The sequence below is a fragment of the Halomonas sp. NCCP-2165 genome, assembly GCF_023708045.1.
GTDB classification, from domain to species: domain Bacteria; phylum Pseudomonadota; class Gammaproteobacteria; order Pseudomonadales; family Halomonadaceae; genus Bisbaumannia; species Bisbaumannia pacifica.
In genome coordinates, this window is record NZ_BRCY01000010.1 from 45,265 (window position 1) to 67,392 (window position 22,128).

23 protein-coding genes are annotated in these 22,128 nt (G+C 67.3%); 16 read left to right on the forward strand and 7 right to left on the reverse strand.

The window, feature by feature from the left end:
- Positions 1-16 precede the first annotated feature (16 nt).
- The 11 genes from hflK (at position 17) to NFU04_RS07180 (ending at position 12,509) form a co-directional block, all read left to right on the forward strand.
- On the forward strand, positions 17-1,234 hold the full coding sequence (gene hflK, locus NFU04_RS07130; protein WP_251308818.1) for an FtsH protease activity modulator HflK: 1,218 nt from the start codon (positions 17-19) through the stop codon (positions 1,232-1,234).
- On the forward strand, positions 1,235-2,116 hold the full coding sequence (gene hflC, locus NFU04_RS07135; RefSeq protein ID WP_251308819.1) for a protease modulator HflC: 882 nt from the start codon (positions 1,235-1,237) through the stop codon (positions 2,114-2,116).
- A gap of 233 nt (positions 2,117-2,349) precedes the next feature.
- On the forward strand, positions 2,350-3,531 hold the full coding sequence (locus tag NFU04_RS07140; protein WP_251308820.1) for an ATP phosphoribosyltransferase regulatory subunit: 1,182 nt from the start codon (positions 2,350-2,352) through the stop codon (positions 3,529-3,531).
- Between the two features lie 92 nt (positions 3,532-3,623).
- Complete coding sequence (locus NFU04_RS07145) at positions 3,624-4,919, forward strand: adenylosuccinate synthase (protein WP_251308821.1); 1,296 nt, start codon at positions 3,624-3,626, stop codon at positions 4,917-4,919.
- Between the two features lie 608 nt (positions 4,920-5,527).
- Positions 5,528-5,995 carry an SUF system Fe-S cluster assembly regulator gene (locus NFU04_RS07150; RefSeq protein ID WP_146803295.1) on the forward strand — a complete coding sequence of 156 codons (468 nt, stop codon included), beginning with the start codon at positions 5,528-5,530 and terminating at the stop codon, positions 5,993-5,995.
- A gap of 46 nt (positions 5,996-6,041) precedes the next feature.
- Positions 6,042-7,484 carry a Fe-S cluster assembly protein SufB gene (sufB, locus tag NFU04_RS07155; protein WP_146803296.1) on the forward strand — a complete coding sequence of 481 codons (1,443 nt, stop codon included), beginning with the start codon at positions 6,042-6,044 and terminating at the stop codon, positions 7,482-7,484.
- A 168-nt stretch (positions 7,485-7,652) separates the two neighbouring features.
- On the forward strand, positions 7,653-8,405 hold the full coding sequence (sufC, locus tag NFU04_RS07160; RefSeq protein ID WP_195860133.1) for a Fe-S cluster assembly ATPase SufC: 753 nt from the start codon (positions 7,653-7,655) through the stop codon (positions 8,403-8,405).
- On the forward strand, positions 8,402-9,748 hold the full coding sequence (gene sufD / locus NFU04_RS07165) for a Fe-S cluster assembly protein SufD (RefSeq protein WP_251308822.1): 1,347 nt from the start codon (positions 8,402-8,404) through the stop codon (positions 9,746-9,748). The genes sufC and sufD overlap by 4 nt, the downstream gene beginning before the upstream one ends.
- A 3-nt stretch (positions 9,749-9,751) precedes the next feature.
- Positions 9,752-11,005 carry a cysteine desulfurase gene (locus tag NFU04_RS07170; RefSeq protein WP_251308823.1) on the forward strand — a complete coding sequence of 418 codons (1,254 nt, stop codon included), beginning with the start codon at positions 9,752-9,754 and terminating at the stop codon, positions 11,003-11,005.
- A gap of 31 nt (positions 11,006-11,036) precedes the next feature.
- Complete coding sequence (gene sufT, locus NFU04_RS07175; RefSeq protein ID WP_371832427.1) at positions 11,037-11,600, forward strand: putative Fe-S cluster assembly protein SufT; 564 nt, start codon at positions 11,037-11,039, stop codon at positions 11,598-11,600.
- 240 nt (positions 11,601-11,840) lie between these two features.
- Entirely contained in the window at positions 11,841-12,509 is a 669-nt protein-coding gene (locus NFU04_RS07180; RefSeq protein WP_251308824.1) for a SanA/YdcF family protein, read from the forward strand.
- Positions 12,510-12,632: 123 nt separating this feature from the next.
- Here the strand turns inward: NFU04_RS07180 and NFU04_RS07185 are convergent, their stop codons facing one another.
- The 4 genes from NFU04_RS07185 to NFU04_RS07200 form a co-directional block, all read right to left on the reverse strand.
- Positions 12,633-13,073, reverse strand: a complete 441-nt coding sequence (locus tag NFU04_RS07185; protein ID WP_251308825.1) for a hypothetical protein — start codon at positions 13,071-13,073, stop codon at positions 12,633-12,635.
- 157 nt (positions 13,074-13,230) lie between these two features.
- The gene (gene rimK / locus NFU04_RS07190) at positions 13,231-14,139 is read right to left on the reverse strand and encodes a 30S ribosomal protein S6--L-glutamate ligase (RefSeq protein WP_251308826.1); all 909 of its coding nucleotides are present in this window, start codon (positions 14,137-14,139) and stop codon (positions 13,231-13,233) included.
- An 18-nt stretch (positions 14,140-14,157) separates the two neighbouring features.
- Complete coding sequence (locus NFU04_RS07195; protein WP_251308827.1) at positions 14,158-14,595, reverse strand: ATP-dependent zinc protease family protein; 438 nt, start codon at positions 14,593-14,595, stop codon at positions 14,158-14,160.
- A 19-nt stretch (positions 14,596-14,614) separates the two neighbouring features.
- Entirely contained in the window at positions 14,615-15,643 is a 1,029-nt protein-coding gene (locus NFU04_RS07200) for a DUF3549 family protein (protein WP_251308828.1), read from the reverse strand.
- 305 nt (positions 15,644-15,948) lie between these two features.
- On the opposite strand from NFU04_RS07200, the gene NFU04_RS07205 reads away from it, so the two are divergent.
- The 5 genes from NFU04_RS07205 to NFU04_RS07225 all read left to right on the forward strand — a co-directional run bounded on the left by NFU04_RS07205 (position 15,949) and on the right by NFU04_RS07225 (position 19,091).
- Positions 15,949-16,713 (forward strand): amino acid ABC transporter substrate-binding protein, encoded by a 765-nt coding sequence (locus tag NFU04_RS07205; RefSeq protein ID WP_251308829.1) that lies wholly within the window; start codon positions 15,949-15,951, stop codon positions 16,711-16,713.
- A 12-nt stretch (positions 16,714-16,725) separates the two neighbouring features.
- On the forward strand, positions 16,726-17,400 hold the full coding sequence (locus NFU04_RS07210; RefSeq protein ID WP_146804532.1) for an amino acid ABC transporter permease: 675 nt from the start codon (positions 16,726-16,728) through the stop codon (positions 17,398-17,400).
- Positions 17,397-18,152 (forward strand): amino acid ABC transporter ATP-binding protein, encoded by a 756-nt coding sequence (locus NFU04_RS07215; RefSeq protein WP_251308830.1) that lies wholly within the window; start codon positions 17,397-17,399, stop codon positions 18,150-18,152. Before NFU04_RS07210 ends, NFU04_RS07215 begins: the two co-directional genes overlap by 4 nt.
- A gap of 107 nt (positions 18,153-18,259) precedes the next feature.
- Positions 18,260-18,595, forward strand: coding sequence for a YqcC family protein (locus tag NFU04_RS07220; protein WP_251308831.1), 336 nt, complete (start codon positions 18,260-18,262; stop codon positions 18,593-18,595).
- Positions 18,596-18,677: 82 nt separating this feature from the next.
- On the forward strand, positions 18,678-19,091 hold the full coding sequence (locus NFU04_RS07225; protein WP_251308832.1) for a gamma-glutamylcyclotransferase family protein: 414 nt from the start codon (positions 18,678-18,680) through the stop codon (positions 19,089-19,091).
- A 70-nt stretch (positions 19,092-19,161) separates the two neighbouring features.
- Here NFU04_RS07225 and NFU04_RS07230 read toward each other — a convergent pair whose 3' ends face one another.
- The 3 genes from NFU04_RS07230 to NFU04_RS07240 all read right to left on the reverse strand — a co-directional run bounded on the left by NFU04_RS07230 (position 19,162) and on the right by NFU04_RS07240 (position 22,019).
- Positions 19,162-19,788, reverse strand: coding sequence for an OmpW/AlkL family protein (locus NFU04_RS07230; RefSeq protein ID WP_251308833.1), 627 nt, complete (start codon positions 19,786-19,788; stop codon positions 19,162-19,164).
- Between the two features lie 122 nt (positions 19,789-19,910).
- The gene (brnQ, locus tag NFU04_RS07235; protein WP_251308834.1) at positions 19,911-21,230 is read right to left on the reverse strand and encodes a branched-chain amino acid transport system II carrier protein; all 1,320 of its coding nucleotides are present in this window, start codon (positions 21,228-21,230) and stop codon (positions 19,911-19,913) included.
- Positions 21,231-21,395: 165 nt separating this feature from the next.
- Positions 21,396-22,019 carry an OmpW/AlkL family protein gene (locus NFU04_RS07240; protein WP_251308835.1) on the reverse strand — a complete coding sequence of 208 codons (624 nt, stop codon included), beginning with the start codon at positions 22,017-22,019 and terminating at the stop codon, positions 21,396-21,398.
- Between the last annotated feature and the right edge of the window lie 109 nt (positions 22,020-22,128).

The following is a 22,128-nucleotide window of genomic DNA, read 5'->3' on the forward strand; positions in this document are numbered from 1 at the left end:
AGTGTGGAGACGACGTATGGCTTGGAATGAGCCTGGTGGTGGCAAGCAGCATGACCCCTGGAGCGGGGGCGGTCGCCGCGGTGGCGGCGGCGGTGGCGGTGGTAACGGGGGCAATCAGGGCCCGCCCGACCTCGACGAGGCGCTGAAGAAGTTTCAGGACAAGCTCAATGGCATGCTCGGTGGCCGCGGCGGCAAGGGCGGCGGTCGTGGCGGCAAGGGCGGCGGCGGTCGTCGCAACACCTTCGCGCTGCCGGGCCTGCTGATTATCGTGGCCCTGGCGATCTGGGCCGCCTCGGGCTTCTATCTGGTCGATCAGTCCGAACGCGGCGTGGTGCTGCGCTTCGGCAAGTTCCAGGAAGTGGTCAGCCCCGGCCTGCACTGGAATCCGCCGCTGATCGACGACGTGCGCATGGTCAACGTGACCCGGGTGCGCTCGCTGACCCAGACCCAGTCGATGCTGACCCGCGACGAGAATATCGTCGAGGTGGAGATCTCGGCCCAGTACCTGGTCGCCAGTCCGCGGGACTTCGTGCTCAATGTGCGCAACCCCCAGCTCTCCATCGAGAACGCCCTGGACAGTGCCCTGCGCCATGTGGTCGGCGGGACCGAGATGATCGATATCCTCACCTCGGGCCGTGAGATCCTCGGCAGCTCGGTGGCCAGCCGCCTGCAGTCCTACCTGGACAGCTACGGCACCGGTATTCGCCTGCAGACCATCAACATCGAGTCCACCTCGGCGCCGGCGCCGGTGATCGATGCCTTCGATGACGTGATCCGCGCCCGGGAGGATCGCCAGCGCACCATCAACGAGGCGATCGCCTACGCCAATGCGGTGATTCCCGCCGCCCAGGGTCAGGCCCAGCGTATCCTCGAGCAGGGTCAGGGCTATCGCGAGTCGGTGGTGGCCGAGGCCCAGGGTCAGGCCAACCGCTTCCTGTCGATGCTGAGCGAGTACCAGAACGCGCCGGAGATCATGCGCGAGCGCCTCTACCTGGATGCCATCAGCGAGGTGCTGAGCGGCACCGACAAGGTCCTGCTGGATGTCAGCGACAGCGCGCCGCTGATGTACCTGCCGCTGGATCAGCTGCGCTCCGGCGCGAGCGGTCGGACGCCGTCGGGCGCCCAGCATGATCAGGACGAGCGACTCGACCCCCAGGTGCTGGAGCGCCTGCGCAGCAGCAGCCAGACATCATCCGGGAACCAGAGCAGTGGTATTCGCAGGGAGGGCCGCTAAGTGATCAATAACCGTTCCTTGCTGATCGTCGGTGGTCTCGCCGCCGCCGCCTGGCTGGCCAGCAACAGCCTCTATGTGGTCGATGAAACCGAGCGTGCGGTCAAGCTGCGCTTCGGTGAGGTGGTCGAGGAGAACATCCAGCCGGGGCTGCACTTCAAGGTGCCCATCACCCAGACGGTGCGCAAGTTCGACACCCGGGTGCTGACCCTGGACACCGACCCCAGCCGCTACCTGACCCTGGAGCAGAAGGCGGTGATCGTCGACTCCTACGTCAAGTGGCAGGTGGTCGATCCCACCCGCTACTACGAGGCCACCGCCGGTGACGAACTGATGGCGGTCCGCCTGATCCAGCCGCGGGTGGACGAGAGCCTGCGTAACGAGTTCGGTCGCCTCAACCTGCAGCAGATCATCGCCGAGCGCCGCGACGAGCTGATGGCGGGGCCCACCGAGGACCTGAACACCCTGCTCCGCGAGGAGCTGGGCGTGGCCATCCTCGACGTGCGGGTCAAGCGGATCGACCTGCCGGAGGACGTCTCCGCGGCGGTCTACGAGCGCATGCGCTCCGAGCGCGAGCGTGAGGCCCGCGAATGGCGTGCCCAGGGCCAGGAAGAGGCCGAGCGTATCCGCGCCAACGCCGATCGCCGCCGTCAGGTGCTGCTGGCCCAGGCCACCGAGCGCTCCGAGACCCTGCGCGGTGAGGGCGACGCGGAGGCCGCGGCCATCTATGCCCAGGCCTACCAGCAGGATGCGGAGTTCTTCTCCTTCTACCGCAGCCTCAATGCTTACCGTGAGACCTTCGGCGGTGACGGCAACATGATGGTGCTGGAGCCCACCAGCGACTTCTTCCGCTACCTCGGCGACCCCAGGGGCGGGGACGAGTGAGGCCCACCCCGGCGATCGCGGTCGCCGGGGTTTATCCCGGGGCCAAACGTGGTAGACTCCCGAAACCGGGCGTGGCCCGGTTTTTTTGTGGCCCGAGATCGGCGTATCCCGGGCCAGAAACCGACTCCCTACGGGGCCCGGCAGGCTGATGCCGGGCCTTCTTCCGGCCTTCTTATCGGGCGGCACGTGGCCGCGTCGCGCCCGGGCCAACGAATACTGGCAGGACAGAACACATGACCATCGCTGACCGCTGGCTGCTTCCCGACGGCATGGACGAAGTGCTGCCGCCTCAGGCGGCGCGGATGGAGGAGCTGCGTCGCGCGCTGCTCGATCTCTATCATCGCTGGGGCTATGACCAGGTGATGCCGCCGCCCGTGGAGTTCCTCGACTCCCTGTTGACCGGTACCGGCACCGACCTGGAGCTGCAGACCTTCAAGCTCACCGACCAGCTGACCGGCCGCATGATGGGCGTCAGCGCCGACGTCACTCCCCAGGTGGCGCGCATGGACGCCCACTCCCTGCATCGCCAGGGCCCGGTGCGGCTCTGCTACTGCACCAATGTGCTGCGTGCTACCGCCGACCAGCATCAGGGCGGTCGCAGTCCGGTGCAGGTGGGGCTGGAGCTGTTCGGCCATGCCGGCCTCGAGGCCGACCTGGAGGTCCTGCGTCTGGCCCTGGGATCGCTCTCCGCCGCCGGGGCGGACGAGATGCACCTGGCCCTGGGGCATATCGGCATCTATCGCAGCCTGGTACAGGCCGCCGACCTGGAGCCGGCCCGCGAGCGGGCGCTCTTCGAGGCCCTGGAGCTGAAGTCGCCGGGCGAAGTGGCGGCACGGGTCGCCGAGAGCGTCGAGGATCCGGCCCTGGCCGAGATGTTCCTGGCGCTGGTTCACCTGCATGGCGGTCCCGAGGTGCTCGAGCAGGCCCGCGAGGCCTTCGCCGAGGCCCCGGCCCCGGTGGGTGCCGCCCTGGATCAGCTGCGCGAGCTGTGTGCCGGGGTGGCCGCCGATTACCCGCAGGTGACCCTCTACTTCGACCTGGCCGAGCTGCGCGGTTATCAGTACCACACCGGCATGATGTTCGCCGCCTATGTGCCGGGCTATGGTCAGGCGCTGGCCAAGGGCGGGCGCTATGATGATACCGGGCGGGTCTTCGGGCGCGCGCGTCCGGCCACCGGCTTCTCCATGGACCTCAAGCTGCTGGCCTCCCTGGCGGTGGACGAGCCCCCCTGCGATGGCATCTGGGCCCCCGCCGAGGAGGACGCGACCCTGGCCGAGGTGGTGGCGCGGCTGCGCCAGGATGGCGAGCGGGTGATCCAGGCGCTGCCCGGTCAGCGAACCGGCCCGGCCGAGCACCGCTGCAATCGCCGGCTGGTGCGCCTGGGCGAGGATTGGCAGGTCTCCCCCCTGGCCTGAACGGAATGCGAGGCCCCCGGTATCCGTCGCGTGAGTTGCGCCGACGCCGCCGGGGTGCCATTGGCGGATTCTTCGATCAAGAGACGAGAGCAATGGGCAAGAACGTAGTCGTACTGGGCACCCAGTGGGGTGATGAAGGCAAGGGCAAGGTCGTCGACCTGCTGACCGAGTCGGCCAGCGCCGTGGTGCGCTTCCAGGGTGGCCATAATGCCGGCCACACCCTGGTCATCGACGGGGAGAAGACCGTCCTGCACCTGATTCCCTCCGGGATCCTGCGCGACGACAAGACCTGCGTGATCGGCAACGGCGTGGTGCTGTCGCCGGAGGCGCTGATCAAGGAGATCCGCGAGCTGGAGGTCAAGGGTGTGCCGGTGCGCGAGCGCCTGCGCCTGTCGCCCTCCTGTCCGCTGATCCTGCCCTATCATGTGCGCCTGGATCAGGCCCGGGAGAAGGCGCGTGGCGTGGCCAAGATCGGCACCACCGGCCGCGGCATCGGCCCGGCCTACGAGGACAAGGTGGCGCGTCGCGGCCTGCGCCTGGGCGACATGCTGCATCGCGAGCGCTTCGCCTCCAAGCTCGGCGAAGTCCTGGATTACCATAACTTCGTGCTGACCCAGTACCACGGCGAGGCCCCGGTGGACTTCCAGCAGGTGCTGGACGAGGCCATGGAGATGGTCGAGGAGCTGCGTCCGATGGTCTGCGACGCGGTCAGCCTGGTGCACGACTTCCGCAAGAAGGGCGAGAACATCCTCTTCGAGGGCGCCCAGGGCTCGCTGCTGGATATCGACCACGGCACCTACCCCTTCGTGACCAGCTCCAACACCACCGCCGGCGGCACCGCCACCGGCTCCGGCGTGGGTCCCCTCTACCTGGATTACGTGCTGGGCATCACCAAGGCCTACACCACCCGGGTCGGCTCCGGGCCTTTCCCCACCGAGCTGTTCGATGAGTTCGGCCGCCATCTGGCGGAGAAGGGTCACGAGTTCGGTGCCACCACCGGCCGTGCCCGCCGCTGTGGCTGGTTCGACGCGGTGGCCCTGCGCCATGCGGTGCAGATCAACTCCGTCTCCGGCCTCTGCCTGACCAAGCTCGACGTCCTCGATGGCCTGGAAAACATCCGCGTCTGCGTGGGCTATCGCAGCAAGGACGGCGATGTCCTGGACGCCCCGGTGGACTCCGAGGGGTACGAGGCCATCGAGCCGGTCTACGAGGACCTGCCGGGCTGGAGCGAGTCGACCCTGGGTGCCAAGCGCCTGGAAGACCTGCCGGAGAACGCCCGTGCCTATATCCGCTACCTGGAGCAGCAGGTGGGCACGCCCATCGACATCATCTCCACCGGCCCGGATCGCAACGAGACCATCGTGCTGCGTAACCCGTTCGAGGGCTGATCCGCCGGGGCCGGCTGGTCGACGAGAGGGTGCCCTGTGGGCACTCTCTCCAGACCGATATCATCTCCACCGGCCCGGACCGCAACGAGACCATCGTGCTGCGCAACCCGTTCGAGGGCTGATCCGCCGGGGCCGGCTGGTCGACGAGAGGGTGCCCTGTGGGCACTCTCTCCAGACCGATATCCTCTCCACCGAGTTGGGCCGCAACGAGACCGTCGTGCTGCGCAACCCGTTCGAGGGGTAAGGCTGACTGGTGAGGAGCGCCGGGGCAGGGCAAAGCGAAGCGTCTTTTTCAGGGACGAAAAAGTCGAGCGCCCAGGGAAGGGTTCGCAGCGTCTTCGCGTGACCTGACCCGGGGTAGCTCCGAGTTGGTTGCTGCTGGAAGATCTACTTGAAGAGGGCGCCTCCGGGCGCCCTTTTTCGTGGGCGGTCGATAGGCGTTGCCAATGAGAATAATTGGCGTTAATGATTCGAACGCCGTCGAACCGGCGTCGATCATGGCGTTTTGCGTCGCCCCTCTTCACAAGCCGAACCATAGAGGACTAAAATGGTACCCAATTCGAGCGGGGCGCCTGAGGGGTGCCCGTCACGGGGGTAGAGACAACGGCATGATGAAGCTCTCCAGGCTGACCGACTACGCCGCGGTGGTGATGGCCCAGATCGCCCGCCAACCGCAACAGCCCCATGCGGCGGCGGAGCTGGCCGAGGCGGTGAAGCTGCCGCATCCCACCGTCAGCAAGACCCTGAAGATGCTGGTCAAGGCGGGACTCCTGGAGTCCCAGCGCGGCGCCCAGGGCGGCTATCGCCTGGCGCGGCCGGCCCACGAGATCACCGCCATCGATATCATCACCGCCATCGAGGGCCCTGTGGCCATGACCGAGTGCAGTCAGAGCGATGGCGACTGCGACCTGCTCGACACCTGCGGGGTGGCCGACAACTGGCAGCGGGTCTCGCTGGCGGTGCGCACCCTGCTCGACAGCGTGACCCTGGCCCACCTGGCCCAGACCGCGCCCATCAAATTACCGGTCCGGCTGCCCATCCAGAGCATCGATCTGGGCGCCACCGCCGACACCTGAATTGCCCAAAGGGCTCGAACGCAACCGCCCGGGAGGGGGAAAGACCATGGCTAGTGAGGAAATGGAACAGCTGGTCCGTCGCGACTACAAGCAGGGCTTCGTGACCGATATCGAGAGCGATACGGTGCCGCCCGGTCTCGACGAGGGCACCATCGCCTTTATCTCCCAGAAGAAGGGCGAGCCGGAGTGGATGCTCGAGTGGCGTCTCAAGGCCTACCATCAATGGCTGAAGATGACGCCGCCCTCCTGGGCGCACCTCGATTATCCGCCCATCGACTATCAGGCGATCTCCTACTACAGCGCCCCCAAGAAGCCCGAGGATCGTCCCCAGAGCCTCGACGAGGTCGACCCCAAGCTGCTCGAGACCTACGAGAAGCTGGGCATCCCCCTGCACGAGCGGGCGGCGCTGGCCGGGGTGGCGGTGGACGCGGTCTTCGACTCGGTGTCGGTGACCACCACCTTCAAGGAGAAGCTGGCCGAGGCCGGGGTGATCTTCTGTTCCATCTCCGAGGCGATCCGCGAGCACCCGGAGCTGGTCAAGCAGTACCTGGGCACCGTGGTGCCCACCTCGGACAACTACTTCGCAGCCCTCAACTCGGCGGTCTTCACCGACGGCTCCTTCGTCTTCGTCCCGGAAGGCGTGACCTGCCCCATGGAGCTGTCCACCTACTTCCGCATCAACGCCGCCAACACCGGCCAGTTCGAGCGCACCCTGATCGTCTGCGAGAGCCGCGCCCAGGTCTCCTACCTGGAGGGCTGCACCGCGCCCCAGCGCGACGAGAACCAGCTCCACGCCGCGGTGGTCGAGCTGGTGGCCCTGGAGGACGCCTATATCAAGTACTCCACGGTGCAGAACTGGTACCCCGGCGACGAGGACGGCAAGGGCGGCATCTACAACTTCGTCACCAAGCGCGGCGACTGCCGCGGTGACCGCTCGCGGATCAGCTGGACCCAGGTCGAGACCGGCTCCGCCATCACCTGGAAGTACCCCTCCTGCGTGCTGCGCGGCAAGGACAGCATCGGCGAGTTCTACTCGGTGGCGGTGACCAACGGCCGCCAGCAGGCCGATACCGGCACCAAGATGATCCACCTGGGCGAGGGCAGCCGCTCCAGCATCATCTCCAAGGGGATCTCCGCCGGCCGCAGCAACCAGGCCTACCGGGGCCTGGTCAAGGTGGGGCCGCGGGCCAAGGGCGCGCGCAACTTCACCCAGTGCGACTCCCTGCTGATCGGCGACCAGTGCGGCGCCCACACCTTCCCCTACCAGGAGATCGGCAACGCCACCGCCACCGTGGAGCACGAGGCCACCACCTCGAAGATCGGCGAGGACCAGCTCTTCTATTGCCAGAGCCGGGGTATCTCCGAGGAGGACGCGGTGAGCATGATCGTCAACGGCTTCTGCAAGGACGTCTTCCAGGAGCTGCCGATGGAGTTCGCGGTGGAGGCCGAGGCCCTGCTTAATGTCACCCTGGAAGGCGCCGTGGGTTAAGGAGACGGCTGCGCGACGCCGGCCTCCTGTAGGAGCCCGCTTCGGCGGGCGAAAGGCTTCCCTCGCGAGGCTCGTCCCAAACCGTCGCTTATAACGCGCCTAAGGCACAAAGAGTCAACCATTTTCCCCAGTCGCCGCGGCGGCTGGCCAGATCAAAAGGTAGTCACGATGCTCGAAGTCAAGGATCTCCACGTCACGGTCGAGGGCAAGCATATCCTCAAGGGCCTCAACCTCACCGTCGCGGCGGGCCAGGTGCACGCCATCATGGGCCCCAACGGCGCCGGCAAGTCGACCCTCTCGGCGGTGATCGCCGGCAAGGAGGGCTATGAGGTGACCCAGGGCAGCATCACCTTCGACGGCCAGGACGTGCTGGAGATGGAGATCGAGGAGCGCGCACGGGCCGGCCTGCTGCTGGGCTTCCAGTACCCGGTGGAGATTCCCGGGGTGAAGAACATCTACCTGCTCAAGGCGGCCCTCAACGCCAAGCGCGAGGCCGAGGGCCTGGGCGAGATCCCGGCGCCGGAATTCATGAAGCTGATCAAGGAGAAGATCGCCTTTATGAAGATGGACGCCAGCTTCCTGCAGCGCGCCGTCAACGAGGGCTTCTCCGGCGGCGAGAAGAAGCGCAACGAGATCCTGCAGATGCTGGTGCTGCAGCCCAAGCTGGCGCTGCTCGACGAGATCGACTCCGGCCTCGACATCGATGCCATGAAGGTGGTGGCCGACGGCGTCAACTCCCTGCGCGCCGCCGATCGCGCCATCCTGATGGTCACCCACTACCAGCGCCTGCTCGACCATATCACCCCCGATGTGGTGCATGTGCTGGTGGATGGCCGCATCGTCAAGTCCGGCGATGCCGAGCTGGCCAAGGAGCTCGAGGCACGGGGCTATGACTGGGTGCTGGAGGAGTCCGCGGCATGAGTGAGGTACAAGGCTTTCTCGACCGCCTGAGCGAGCGCGCCGCGGCCCGCGGCGCCGAGCCCACCTGGATCGCCGCCCGGCGCCAGGCGGGGGCGGCCCGCTTCGAGGCACTCGGCTTCCCGGACCGCAAGGTGGAGGCCTGGAAATACACCGACGTGCGCGGCATCGCCCGGGGCGACTTCGCCCTGGCCGAGTCGGCGGACTTCTCGCCGGCCAGCGCCGCCGCCCTGACCCTGCCCATCGCGGCCCATCGCCTGAGCTTCGTCGACGGCGTCTTCGCCCCGGCCCTCTCCGACCTGGGCGAGCTGCCCGCCGGGGTCGGCGTCGAGCCGCTCTCCCAGGCCCTGGCCGCCAATCACGAGGCGGTGGGCGGCGCCCTGGGGCGCCTGGCCGGGGTCGACTTCTCGCCCTTCACGGCCCTCAACACCGCCTTCGCCGAGGAGGGCGCGGTGATTCGCCTGGCCCCCGGCGCGGTGGTGGAGCGCCCCATCGTCCTGCAGTTTCTCTCCAGCGCCGGGGCGACGCCGCGGATGAGCCATCCGCGGGTGCTGGTAATGGCCGGCGCACGCAGCCAGGCGACCCTGATCGAGCATCAGGTGGGCGAGGAGGGCGCCGCCAACTTCTCCAACCTGGTCAGCGAGGTGCTGCTGGAGCGGGGCGCCATCCTCACCCACTACAAGCTCCAGGAGCTGCCCCAGACCGATCACCACATCGCCAGCCTGCATGTGGATCAGGCCCGGGACAGCCGCTTCACCTCGTTCAACCTCAACCTGGGCGGGGCCCTGGCGCGCAACGATATCGTCAGCGACCTCAACGGCCAGGGCGCCGAGGCCAACTTCTTCGGCCTGTTCTTCGGCCAGGGGCGCCAGTTGCTGGATACCCATACCCTGGCCAACCATAACGCGCCCCTGACCTTCTCCAATGAGAACTACAAGGGCATCCTCGACGACCGCGCCCGGGGCATCTTCAACGGCAGGGTGGTCGTCAAGCGCGACAGCCAGAAGATCGAGGCCCACCAGAACAACGCCAACCTGTTGCTCTCCGACCGGGCCGAGATCGATACCAAGCCGGAGCTCGAGATCTACGCCGACGACGTCAAGTGCTCCCATGGTGCCACCACCGGTCAGCTCGACGAGGAAGCGGTCTTCGCCCTGCGTGCCCGGGGCATCGACGAAGCCACCGCCCGGGGCCTGCTGACCCTGGCCTTCGCCGGCGAGGTGATGGAGCAGGTGGCCATCGATGCCGTGGCCGAGCGGGTCGAGCTGGCCGTGGCCGGCAAGCTGCCGGAGCGTTTCAACCTGGCCGGGCTGGTGGAAGCCGCCGTGGCCCTGCACGAGGAGTAAGCCATGAGCGATCTCGCCGCGCCCGCCGAGGCGACCGTGCTGGATGTGGCCCGGGTGCGCCGCGACTTCCCGATCCTCGATCGGGAGGTCCATGGCAAGCCGCTGATCTATCTGGATAACGCCGCCACCAGCCAGACGCCGATCCAGGTCATCGACTGCCTGGATGACTACTACCGGCGGCTCAATGCCAATATCCATCGCGGCCTGCATACCCTGGCCGACGAGGCCACCGCCGCCTACGAGGGCAGCCGCGACAAGGTTCGCGACTTCCTGGGCGCCGCCGATCGCCGCGAGATCGTCTTCACCCGGGGCACCACCGAGGCCATCAACCTGGTGGCCAATGGCTGGGGGCGGTCCCACCTGCGCGCCGGCGACGAGGTGCTGGTGTCGCGCATGGAGCACCACTCCAATATCGTGCCCTGGCAGCTGCTGGCCGAGGAGCTCGGCATCGTCGTCAAGGTGATCCCGGTGGACGAACGCGGCGTGCTGGACCTCGCCGCCTACCGGGCCCTGTTCGGCGAGCGCACCAGGCTGGTGGCGGTGAACCATGTCTCCAACGCCTTCGGCACCATCAATCCGGTGCGCGAGCTGGCCGAGGAGGCCCATCGCCATGGTGCCCTGATCCTGGTGGATGGCGCCCAGGCGACCCCGCACCAGGTGGTGGACGTCCAGGCCCTCGGCGCCGACTTCTACGCCTTCTCCGGTCACAAGGTGTATGGCCCTACCGGCATCGGCGCCCTCTACGGGCGCCTCGAGCTGCTCGAGGCGATGCGTCCCTGGCAGGGCGGCGGCGAGATGATCGCCACCGTCTCCTTCGAGGCCGGTACCACCTATGCCCCGGTGCCCCACAAGTTCGAGGCCGGCACCCCGGCCATCGCCGAGGGCGTGGCCCTGGGCGCGGCCCTGGACTGGGTCACCGCCACCGGCCTCGAGGCCATCGGCGCCTGGGAAGACCAGTTGCTGCGGCGTGCTACCCAGGGGGTGTCGCGCATCGATGGATTGCGCCTGCTCGGCACCGCTCCGGACAAGGCCGGGGTGCTCTCCTTCGTGGTGGAGGGGGCCCATGCCCAGGATATCGGCCTGCTGATCGATCAACTGGGGGTAGCGATCCGCACCGGTCACCACTGCGCCCAGCCGCTGCTGGCCCAGTTCGGCGTCGATGCGACCTGTCGCGCCTCCTTCGCCGCCTACAACACCCTCGACGAGGTGGACGCCTTCGTGGCCGCCCTGGAGCGGGTGATCGGCATGGTGCGCTAAGCGAACATCAGAGGAGCGGGAGATGTCGGCGATGGAACAACTGGAGGGCTTGCACAAGGGGCAGGAGCTGCCGCTGCAGCGGGACGTGGCGGTGATCTCCATCCCCTTCGGCAAGACCATCACCCTGCCCGAGGACAGCGTCGTCTCGGTGATGCAGGCCAAGGGCAGCTCGGTGAGCGTGGCCCATGAGGGACGCCTCTACCTGGTGGAGGGCGCCAACCTGGATGCCCTGGGACTCGAGGCCCTGCCGCGACCCACCCTGCCCGAGGACGCCACGGATGACGAGATCGAGGCCTTCGTGTGGGAGCAGTTACGCACCTGCTTCGATCCGGAGATCCCCGTCGATATCGTCGAGCTGGGCCTGGTCTATGGCTGCCGTATCGAGCGGCTGATCAGCGGCGAGCGGATCGTCACCATTCGCATGACCCTGACCGCCCCGGGCTGCGGCATGGGCGACGTGATCGCCGCGGATGCCCGCAACAAGATCCTCGGCGCGCCGCAGATCAGCCAGGTGCACGTGGATATCGTCTTCGATCCGCCCTGGAGCCGTGAGATGATGAGCGACGAGGCCAAGCTGGAACTTGGCATGTTCTAAGCTCTGTCTGAAAAGTCGGCGAGCGATGGCCAGGCTAGGCCCGTTCCCGACGGGCCCACGCACTTCCCGCCTCCCTGTGGGTCGCAAGGCAAAAATCGGCGAAAAGATGGAGTTTACGCGGTGTAAATGAGTACTTTGAGCCGATTTTTAACGCCGTATGGGCGAGCGCAGACAGTTTTCGGTTAGGGCGTAGGAGCGGTGATGCGGCGAAGGGCAATAGGCGTCCTTAAGATCGGTCTGATGGCGCTGGGAGGGGGGCTCCTCCTGGCGCTTTTGCTGTTGGTGGCGGGCAATGCCTGGGTGCTGCAGCAGACGCGGCAACAGATCGAGCCCGAGCTGTCTCGGTGCCTGGCCGCCCCGGTGGGCATCGTCTTCGGCACCTCCCGCTGGACCCGCGGCGGTCGCCCCAATCCCCACTTCGCGGCACGCATGAACGCCGCCGCCCGACTGGTGCGCCTGGAGCGGGTGGAACACCTGCTGATCTCCGGCGATAACCGGACCCGCTTCTATAACGAACCCCAGGCCATGTGGCAGGCGCTGAGCGCCCGCCAGGTGCCGGCCGAGGCCATGACCATGGATTTCGCCGGCTTCAGTACCTATGACACCCTGGCGCGGGCGCGGGACGTCTTCGGCGTCGAGCAGGCCGTGCTGATCACTCAGGATTGGCACCTGCCCCGGGCCCTGTTGATCGCCGATGCCCTGGGGCTTCAGGCGTGGGGGTGCGTGGCACCGACCCGCCCGGTGGATGGGCTCTGGCGGCTACGGCTGCGCGAGTGGCTGGCGCGCCTGGGCACCCTGGGGGATCTCTATGTGTGGGGGCGGGCCCCCCATTTTCTGGGGCCCCTGGAACCCCTGCCGGTGACGCCGCAGGGAGAGGCGTCGATCGAGGAAGACGGCGTCGCTCTCTAGTCGGCAGGATTCCCTACCGGTGATGCCATTGGGTCGATAGGCGTAAGCCAGAGGAAAGGACGAGGCGCCCCAATGACGCAGGCCCGCCATGATTGGCGGGCCTGCGTCGTCTTCGGCGGCACCCTAGCGGCGCTGTTTCTGCAGCCGGTAGAGCTCGCGGATCAGCGCGCGGCAGCCCTTGAGGCAGCGTTCGATCAGTGGCTCGATGGCGTCCGGCAGGGGGTGCGTGTAGAGGGTCGCCAGGGACTGCATCAGGCCCCGCTCCTGCTCCAGCAGCTCGTTGATCAGCACCTGGCAGTCGTTGCCCACGAAGCTCTTCAAGCGACTCCATAGCCACAGGTAGTCGTCCCGCTCCACGTCGGCGTCCCGGGGCAGGATGCGCAGGTACTTGCGGGCCATCTCCCGCAGCTCCTGGAGGTCCGTGTGGCGCTGCTCATAGTGGGGCTTGAGTTTATCGCGCAGGGTCGGGCGCAGGCGCTCCTGATTGTCCTGGAAGTAGTCGAGACTATCGGCCAGCGCTTCCAGCACGCTGTCCATCGCCACCTGGCGATTATCGAGAAACATGAGCAGTCACCTCCTCCGGTGACGCAGATTGTGCGGGGGGAAACACTGTTTTTCTACCCCCCTGGGACAATATTTTGTGCTTTATGCACCTTTGGTATCGGCCACCGCCCCGCGGCCTCGAGATAGGGCAACAAATCGCTACTTTGGCGCCTGTCGCTTATCCCTTGGGCTTGGGCGGCACCTTGCGAGCCGGGGCGGCGTGCTTCTCCAGGTGCTCGATGATCAGTCTGGCGATGTCCTTGCCGGTGGCCGCCTCGATGCCTTGCAGTCCCGGCGAGGAATTGACCTCCATGATGACCGGCCCATGGTTGGAGCGTAGCAGGTCGACACCCGCGACCCGAAGCCCCATGGCCTTGGCGGCGCGAATCGCCGTGGAGCGCTCTTCCGGGGTGATGCGGATCACGCTGGCGGTACCCCCGCGATGCAGGTTGGAGCGGAACTCGCCCTCGGCGGCCTGGCGCTTCATGGAGGCCACCACCTTGTCGCCGATCACCAGGCAGCGAATATCGGCGCCCTTGGCCTCCTTGATGTACTCCTGGACCATGATATTGGTCTTCATGCCCATAAAGGCCTGAATCACCGACTCGGCGGCCTGGTTGGTCTCCGCCAGCACCACGCCGATCCCCTGGGTCCCCTCCAGCAGCTTGATCACCAGGGGGGCGCCCTTGACCATGGTGATCAGGTCGGGGATATCGTCCGGCGAATGGGCGAAGCCGGTGATCGGCAGGCCCAGCCCCTTGCGGGAGAGCAGCTGCAGGGAGCGCAGCTTGTCCCGGGAGCGGGTGATGGCCACCGAGTCATTGAGCACATAGGTGCCCATCATCTCGAACTGGCGCAGCACCGCGCAGCCGTAGAAGGTCACCGAGGCGCCGATGCGCGGGATCACCGCATCGAAGGGCTCGATCTCCTCGCCCTTGTAGTGAATCGAGGGGCGGTGCGAGGCGATATTCATGTAGCAGCGCAGGGTGTCCACCACCCGGGCCGTGTGGCCGCGTTGCTCGGCCGCTTCCACCAGGCGACGGGTGGAGTAGAGGTTGCGGTTACGCGACAGCAGGGCGATATGCATCAAGGATCTCCGTGCCCGTCAGGGCTCACCGTGGAGGAAAGTGGCGCCGGGGGCGATCAGCAGGCCACGCATGGCGCGGCGCCCCAGCAGCATGGGGTGGCGCATGTTGCCGCGATGGGTCAGGGACAGCTGCACGGGAAATTCCAGCTCGCCCAGGCGCATGGGGGTGCGGATCACATAGCGCCACTCGGCCTGGCCATTGGAGCTGGTCACCTGACGGCGATCATGGAGGTGCAGCTTGAACGGGTGCGCTGGGCTGGAGGGACCGCCGGCCCGGGTGGTAAAGCTGACCCAGACGTGGCCGTCCTCCTCGAAGGATTCGATATCCTCGGCATGCAGCGAGGAGGTGCGCGCCCCGGTATCGACCTTGCAGCAGAAACTCAGCCCCAACTGGGGCAGGGTGACCATCTCGCGGCGGCCGATCACCGCCTTGACCGCATAGGGTAGCTCTTTCATCGCCGTCTCCTTGCCGGGCTCAATGGTCGCGCCGCAGGCCACCCAGGCGGGCGGCGATGGGCGACTCGGGGGGCGCCTGACGCAGGGTCATCAGCACCGGCAGGCGCAGCCGGGGGATCAACGCCAGGTCCCTCGCCAGGGCGGTGAAGTCGGCCTGGGGGGCCTCCGCCAGTCGGGCCAGGTAGCGCGGCAGGCGTTGGCCGTCCTCCAGGGTCTCCCAGCCCCGGGCCGCCATGGCCGCCAGCAGGTCGGGGCCGCAGGCATGGGGGTCCGCCAGCAGGGCGTCGTACCAGGCCGCCACCGGCTCCGCCGGGCCACGACTCTGGGCGCGCAGGCAGTCACACAGGGTCTCCAGGTCACCGGCCTCGGCGGCCTGTTCACCGCGTTGGCGCAGGGCCAGTGCCAGCTCGGTGGGGATCACCACATGTTCTAGACACTGGCACAGGGGACGCAAGACCTCCACCGGTAGCCGGGGCAGACGCGATGCCAGCTGCCGGGCCTGGGCATCGTCGTGGCGTACCGCGAAGTCCGCCAGGCCCTGCAGTCCCAGGGACTGCCAGTGGCCGGCCTGCTCGCCGGCCAGGTAATCCTCCACCAGTTCCAGGTGCTGGCTGGCGGGGCGCTCCAGGTCGTGGCTGGCGCGGGCATGCAGCAGGGCCTGGAAGGGCAGGGAGGGCGTAAAGGCCAGGGGGTTGTCGCGCATCAGGTGATCGGCCTCGTCGCGGGCCTCGCCGAGGCGCTGCACGTTGCGCCCCAGGGTCTCCAGCAGGCGCTGGATAAAGGCGTCCCTGGGCGCCGGCGACAGCAGCCCCTGCTCGTCCAGGGGCAGGGCCAGGAACCAGATCAATGGCTCCGGGGCATCGCCCAGGGTGAAGACGCAGGCCAGCCTGGCCTGGCCCTGCCAGGGCTCGGCCCAGGGCGTCTCCAGCGCCTCGAAGCGGGCCAGCTCCGCCATCGTCAGGGGAGTCACCCGACGCCCCAGGTGGTAGAGGCGCACCTCGGCACCGCTGCGGGTGAAGAAATCGTGCAGGCTGTGAATCGGCGTCATGGTGGCTCCTCCCCGTCTGAGTGGCGCACTGTACCGCGGGTGGGGAGCCTTGTCAGCCGGGGGGCGCGAGGAAATTCACGGCACCCGATGCCGCGTGGATGATCAAGAATTGATCGCGTGGCGGGGAGCGGCGTGGCGGCTCGCGATGCGCGCCTTGTCCAGGGGTTATCCACAGGCTGATTCAGGGCTTCTGTGGGTTTTCCCCGGGGGACAGGACGGCGATCAGCCGGCGGGGCATTTTTCTGAGAGGCATAAGCTATTATAATTTTTATTACTTAAAATTATTTCCTTGTCAGGAGATTCCCATGTTGCGTTCGCTTACTCTCGCTACCCTGCTCGGCGCCGGTCTGGCCATCGGTGGCCTGGCCCAGGCCCAGGACAGTGCCGATGAACTGCGTGTCGGCATGTCCGGCGGCTACTTTCCCTTCACCTTCGTGCGTCAGGACGTCCTGCAGGGCTTCGAGGTGGATGTCATGGAGGCCGTGGCCGAGGTGCTGGACGTCGAGGTGAACTTCGTCACCGCCAACTTCTCCGGCCTGTTCGGCATGCTGGAGTCGGGGCGGATCGATACCATCGCCAACCAGATCACCATCACCGAAGAGCGGGAAGCCAAGTACCTGTTTACCGCGCCTTATGTCTATGACGGGGCCCAGGTGGTGACGCGTCGTGGCAACGACGAGGTGAGCGGCGTCGAGGACCTGCGCGGCAAGCAGGTAGCGGTCAACCTGGGCTCCAATTACGAGCAGCTGCTGCGCGAGCTGCCCTTCGCCGATGAGATCGATATTCGCACCTACGAGAGCAATATCGAGCAGGACACCGCCCTGGGACGGGTGGATGCCTTCGTGATGGATCGGGTCAGCGCCAGCCAGGTGATCCAGGAAACGCCGCTGCCGTTGCAGCTGGCCGGCCAGCCCTTCTCCGAGATTCGCAATGCCCTGCCGTTCCGCGATGACGAGGCGGGTCGCGAGTGGCGCGAGCGGGTCGACGCCGCCCTGGCGACGCTGCGCGAGCAGGGGCGCCTGGCGGAGATCTCCGAGCGCTGGTTCGGTACCGATATCACCCGTCCCTAAGCGGAGGGCCCCATGGCCATTCTTGACGTCGGCTATATGGTCGAGCTGCTGCCGATCCTGCTGCGCTATCTGCCCCTGACCCTGCAGATGGCGGCGCTCGGCATGGTATTGGCGCTGGCGTTGGCCTGTGCCCTGGCGGTGGTGCGGGTGCTGAGGATTCCCGGGCTGAACGGCGCGACCCTGCTGTTTATCTCCTTCTTCCGCGGCACGCCGCTGCTGGTGCAGCTGTTCCTCTTCTACTATGGCCTGCCGCAGATCTTCAGTGCCCTGACCCAGATCAACGGCATCACCGCCGCCATCATGGGCCTGACCCTGCACTTCGCCGCCTATATGGCGGAGTCGATCCGCGCCGCCATCGTCGGCGTCGATCGCAGCCAGACGGAGGCGGCGTTGGCCATCGGCATGACTCGGGGGCAACTGATGCGGCGCATCGTGCTGCCCCAGGCGACCCGGGTGGCGGTGCCCACCCTGATGAATTACTTCATCGACATGATCAAGGCCACCTCCCTGGCCTTTACCCTGGGGGTCACCGAGCTGATGGGGGCCACCCAGAAGGAAGCGGCGGGGAGTTTCCTCTATTTCGAGGCCTTTATCACCGTGGCGCTGCTCTACTGGGGCATCGTCGAACTCCTGGCCTGGCTGCAGCGACGGCTCGAGGCGCGACTCAACGAGGCCTATCAGCGATGATTCGAGTACAGGGACTCACCAAGCGCTTCGGCGACAGCCTGGTGCTGGACGCCATCGACCTGGAGATCCAGCAGGGCGAGATCATCGTGGTGATCGGGCCCTCGGGCACCGGCAAGTCGACCCTGCTGCGCTGCCTCAACTTCCTGGAGCGCCCGGACGCGGGGTACCTGGAAGTGGGCGAGCTGCGCCTCGATACCCAGAAGGTCAGCCGCCGGGAGATCCTGGCCCTGCGCCGCAGCACCGCCTTCGTGTTCCAGAACTATGCGCTGTTCGCCAACAAGACCGCCCTGGAGAACATCGCCGAGGGCCTGATCGTGGTCAACCGCTGGCCCAAGGCCAGGGCCCATGCCCGGGCCCGGGAGATCCTCGAACGCATCGGCCTGGCGGACAAGGCCGATGCCTACCCCGCCTCCCTCTCCGGGGGGCAGCAGCAGCGGGTGGGGATCGGTCGCGCCATGGCCGCCCAGGCCGAGGTGATCCTCTTCGACGAGCCCACCTCGGCGCTGGACCCGGAGTGGGTGGAGGAGGTGCTGGGGCTGATGAAGCAACTGGCCGCCGAGCGTCAGACCATGCTGGTGGTCAGTCACGAGATGGGCTTCGCCCGCGACGTGGCGGATCGGGTGATCTTCATGGAGGGCGGGCGCATCGTCGAGCAGGGGCCGCCGGCGCGGCTGTTCAGCGAGCCCCGGGACCCGCGCACCCGGGAGTTTTTGCGCAAGGTGTTGGCCGCCCAGCAGGCCGCCGTGCCCTAAGCCTTGTCCGAAAACTGGCTGCGCCAGCCCGCCGCGGTGGGTCGCGGGATGGCCAGGGGCCGTCCTGGCTGGGATAATTGGGGAAATAGCCCAAGCGCGGAGACAGTATGACGGTTTATCAGGAGCTCGATCACGCCCTGGAACGCCTCGAGGCGACCCTCAAGGCCGCCGACCTCTGGTCGGCGAGCCGCCCCCCCGCCTCGGCCTTCGACAGCCAGCAGCCGTTCTGCCTCGATACCATGGAGCTGCCCCAGTGGCTGCGTTATGTGTTTATCGCCCGGCTCTCCGCGGTGGTCGAGGCCGAAGGGTCCTTGCCACCCAACTGCGAGGTGGCCCCCGCCGCCGAGGTCTATCTCAAGCAGTCCGGCGTCAGGGCCAGCAACCTGCTGCTAGTGGTCAAGGCCATCGAGGAGGTGGACCGGGTGATCAACGAGGCCGACTGAATGCCCTACTACTTCGCCTACGGCAGCAATATGAACGTCGCCCGGGTGGCGGCGCGGATCGACGCGACGCGCCCTGGCCGGGGTGCTGCGGGACTACCGGCTGACCTTCGACAAGGCGTCCCGCGTGCCGGGCATCGCCCATGCCAATGTGGTGGTGACACCGGGTAGCCGCGTGGAGGGGGCGCTGTTCGAGCTGATGTCCCCGGCCCAGATCGAGGCCATGGATCCCTTCGAGGGACATCCCCACGAGTATCTGCGGCGGCGCCTGCCGATCCATACCGCGGAGGGGGCCCGGGACGCCTGGGTCTATCTGGCGGCCCCGGGGACCACCGCCGAGCGCCTGCGACCGGCGCGCGAGTATCTGGAGCACCTGCTGGCCGGTGAGCCCTTCCTGAGCCCGGGCTACCATGCCGAGCTGGCGCGGGTGGAAGCGGTGGCCGATCTGGATGAGTCGACCCTGGCCCAACTGGGGCTATCCCGGCATAGCCCCCGGTAATTCACCGCTCGGCGCATGACAACGACTCGGGCCCGCCATCTTGGCGGGCCCGAGTCGTTCCGGCGGGAGCTCAGTAGCGGAAGCCGATGCCGCCCATCACCACCCAGGGATCGATAGTGACGGTGCCGATATCGGCGCCATTCAGGGTGGCATCGGCATCGATATCCAGGTACCAGGCCGCGGCGTTGAGCGCCCAGTGCTCGTCGATCAGCAGGTCCACCCCCAGCTGGCCGGCGGCGCCCCAGGAGTCATCCAGGTCCAGGTCGCCCAGGGCGCTGGATTCCTCGGAGAAGTGGGTGTAGTTGATGCCGGCGCCCACATAGGGCTGGACCCGTGCCTCGGTGCCGCCCAGCGGGTAGTACTGCAGGGTCAGGGTGGGCGGCAGGTGCTGGGTGGAGGCCAGGGTGGCGCCGTTGAGGTCGATGTCATGCTCGAAGGGCAGCGCCGCCAGCAGCTCTACCCCCAGCTTGTCGTGGAAACGGTAGCCCAGGGTAAAGGCGAAGCCGTTCTCGTCCTGCACGTCGGCGGCGACGGTGCCACCCGCCAGGCTGCCGTTATCGTTCTCGGGCGCCACCTTGGCGATGCCCAGGCGGGTGTAGAGATCCCCGGCGCCATAGGCCAGGGCCTGGGTGCTGGTCAGCAGGGTGGCGGCGGCCAGGCCGCCGGCGAGCAGGGAAACCATAGAGGACTTGCGCATGACTGAACTCCTGTATCGGGAAACGCCTAGGACGCCAGGCTACCCGCCCGGGCGACGGCGAATCTTGACCCAAGACAAGGCCGTCACCCGGGGGTATTGATCCAGCGCAAGTTCCTGAAAGTTCAGGTTTCCAGGGGGCGTTGACGGCGGCTGGCGGCGAGCCCCAGCAAGGTGCCGGCCAGCGCCGGCAGCAGCCAGCCGAAGCTGGTCTCGCCGAGCGGCAGGTACTGCTGCAGGGTGCGGGCGGTATCCGCCACACCGGCCAGCTCGGTGGCCACCAGGCCATCCAGCAGGCTGGCGGCGAGGGTCAGGCTCAGGGCGCAGGTGAAGACCCGCGGCGCGTCGCCTAGCCAGGGACGAATCAGCGACAGCAGGATCAGCACGATGGCCGGCGGGTAGAGCATTACCAGCACCGGGATGGAGACGCGGATCAGCGTCTCCAGGCCCTGGTTGGCCACCAGGATGGCGAAGGCGCCCATGGCGATGACCAACAGGCGATAGGGAAGTCGCGGCCAGAGCCCATGAAAGTACTCGCCGCAGGCGGTCAGCAGGCCCACGGCGGTGGTCAGGCAGGCCAGGGTGATGACCGTCGCCAGCAGCACCGGGCCCCAGGGGCCGAACAGCGCCGCCACATAGGTGGGAATCAGCTCGCCGCTGCCGGCCTGGGCGGCGAGCTCGTGGCTGGTGGCCCCCATATAGGTCAGCGGCAGGTAGACGGCGGCCAGGCAGATCGCGGCGATGATGCCCGCCCACAGGGTATAGCGGGCGATCAGGCGCGGCTCGCGGATGCCGCGGTCGCGGATGGCGGTCACGATCAGGATGCCGAAGACCAGGGAAGCGAGGGTATCCATGGTCAGGTAGCCGTTGCGAAAGCCCTCGGCGAAGGGCGCGGCCCGCCAGCCGGCCTGCGTCTCGCCCAGGGGACCCTGGGGGGCGACCAGGGTCGCCAGGGCGATCAGCCCCAGCAGCAGGATCAGCAGCGGCGTGATCCATTTACCGATGATGTCCATCAGCCGCCCCGGCATCAGCGCCAGTAGCGTGGCCAGGCCGAAGAACAGCAGCGAGTGCAGGGCCAGGCCGGTGCCATCGGAGAGCGAGACGAAGGGGCGCATGCCCATCTCGAAGGCCACGGTGCCGGTGCGCGGCAGGGCGAAGAGGGGGCCGATGGCCAGGTAGATGCCCAGGCCGAAGACGAGGGCGGCCAGGCGGGGGAGCGGGGCGGTCAGGGTCTCGAGGCCGCCGCCGACCCTGGCCACGGCGAGGATGCCGAGCAGCGGCAGGCCCACGGCGGTGGCCAGAAAGCCCAGGGCCGCGGGCCAGAAGGCGGTGCCGGCGCCGACGCCTACCTGGGGCGGAAAGACGATATTGCCGGCCCCGAGGAAGAGCGCGAAGGTCATAAAACCTAGCGCCAGCAGCTCGAGGCCGGTGAGGCGTGTTTTCACGGGAGAGGTACCTACTGCGTGGGGAACATTCGATGTTCGGGTGATTTGACGGTCGATATTATCTCGCAATAGGTGATTGCTAGCAAAAAATGCAGGTGGTTGTTCGGCATAAACCAGGACGCCGGCCCGGGGCCGGCGTCAATGCAAGAGGGGGACAGCGTCGCTTTAGAAGCGCAGCGTGACCCCGCCGCCGATGGTCAGCGGATCGAGCTTGGCTTCGCCCAGCTCCTCTCCCAGGTAGGAGACATCGCTGCCCACCTCGGCATAGTTCAGCGAGCCATTGAGCAGCAGGTTGTCGGTGATGGCCAGGTCGACGCCGATCTGGCCCACGGCGCCATAGGAGTCGTCCATGTCGACGCCGGCCGGCTCGTCCGAGAAGCTGGTGTAGTTGAGCCCGGCGCCCACATAGGGCTGGACCCGGGAATCGAGGCCCCCCAGGGGGTAGTAGTTGACCATCAGGTTGACCGGCAGGCGCTGGAAGCTGCCCGCCACATCCACCGGGGCGCCGAGATAGGCGTCATGCTTGATGTGCTCGCTGCCGGCGAGTTCGACGCCGAACTTGTCGTGGAAGAGGTAGCCCAGGCCATAGGTAAAGCCTCGGCCATCATGGATATCCAGTTCGGTCTGGAAACTGCCCGGGTCGACCAGGTCGATATCGGAGTGGGAGTCGGTCTTGGCGAAACCGCCGCGAACGAAGAAGTCGCCGGCCTCATAGGCGAGGGCGGTCTGGGCGGCGAGGGTCAGGGTGGCGGCGCTGAGCGCGCTGGCGAGCCACTTGGCGTTGCGCATGGGGTTCCTCCTTGGAAGGTCGGCCAGTCTGGCCACGAGCATTAGGGGGCCCAAGGGTAAAGGGAGATCGCCGACGCCTCGAGACGCGGAAGTCGATGCCGGGAGTAAG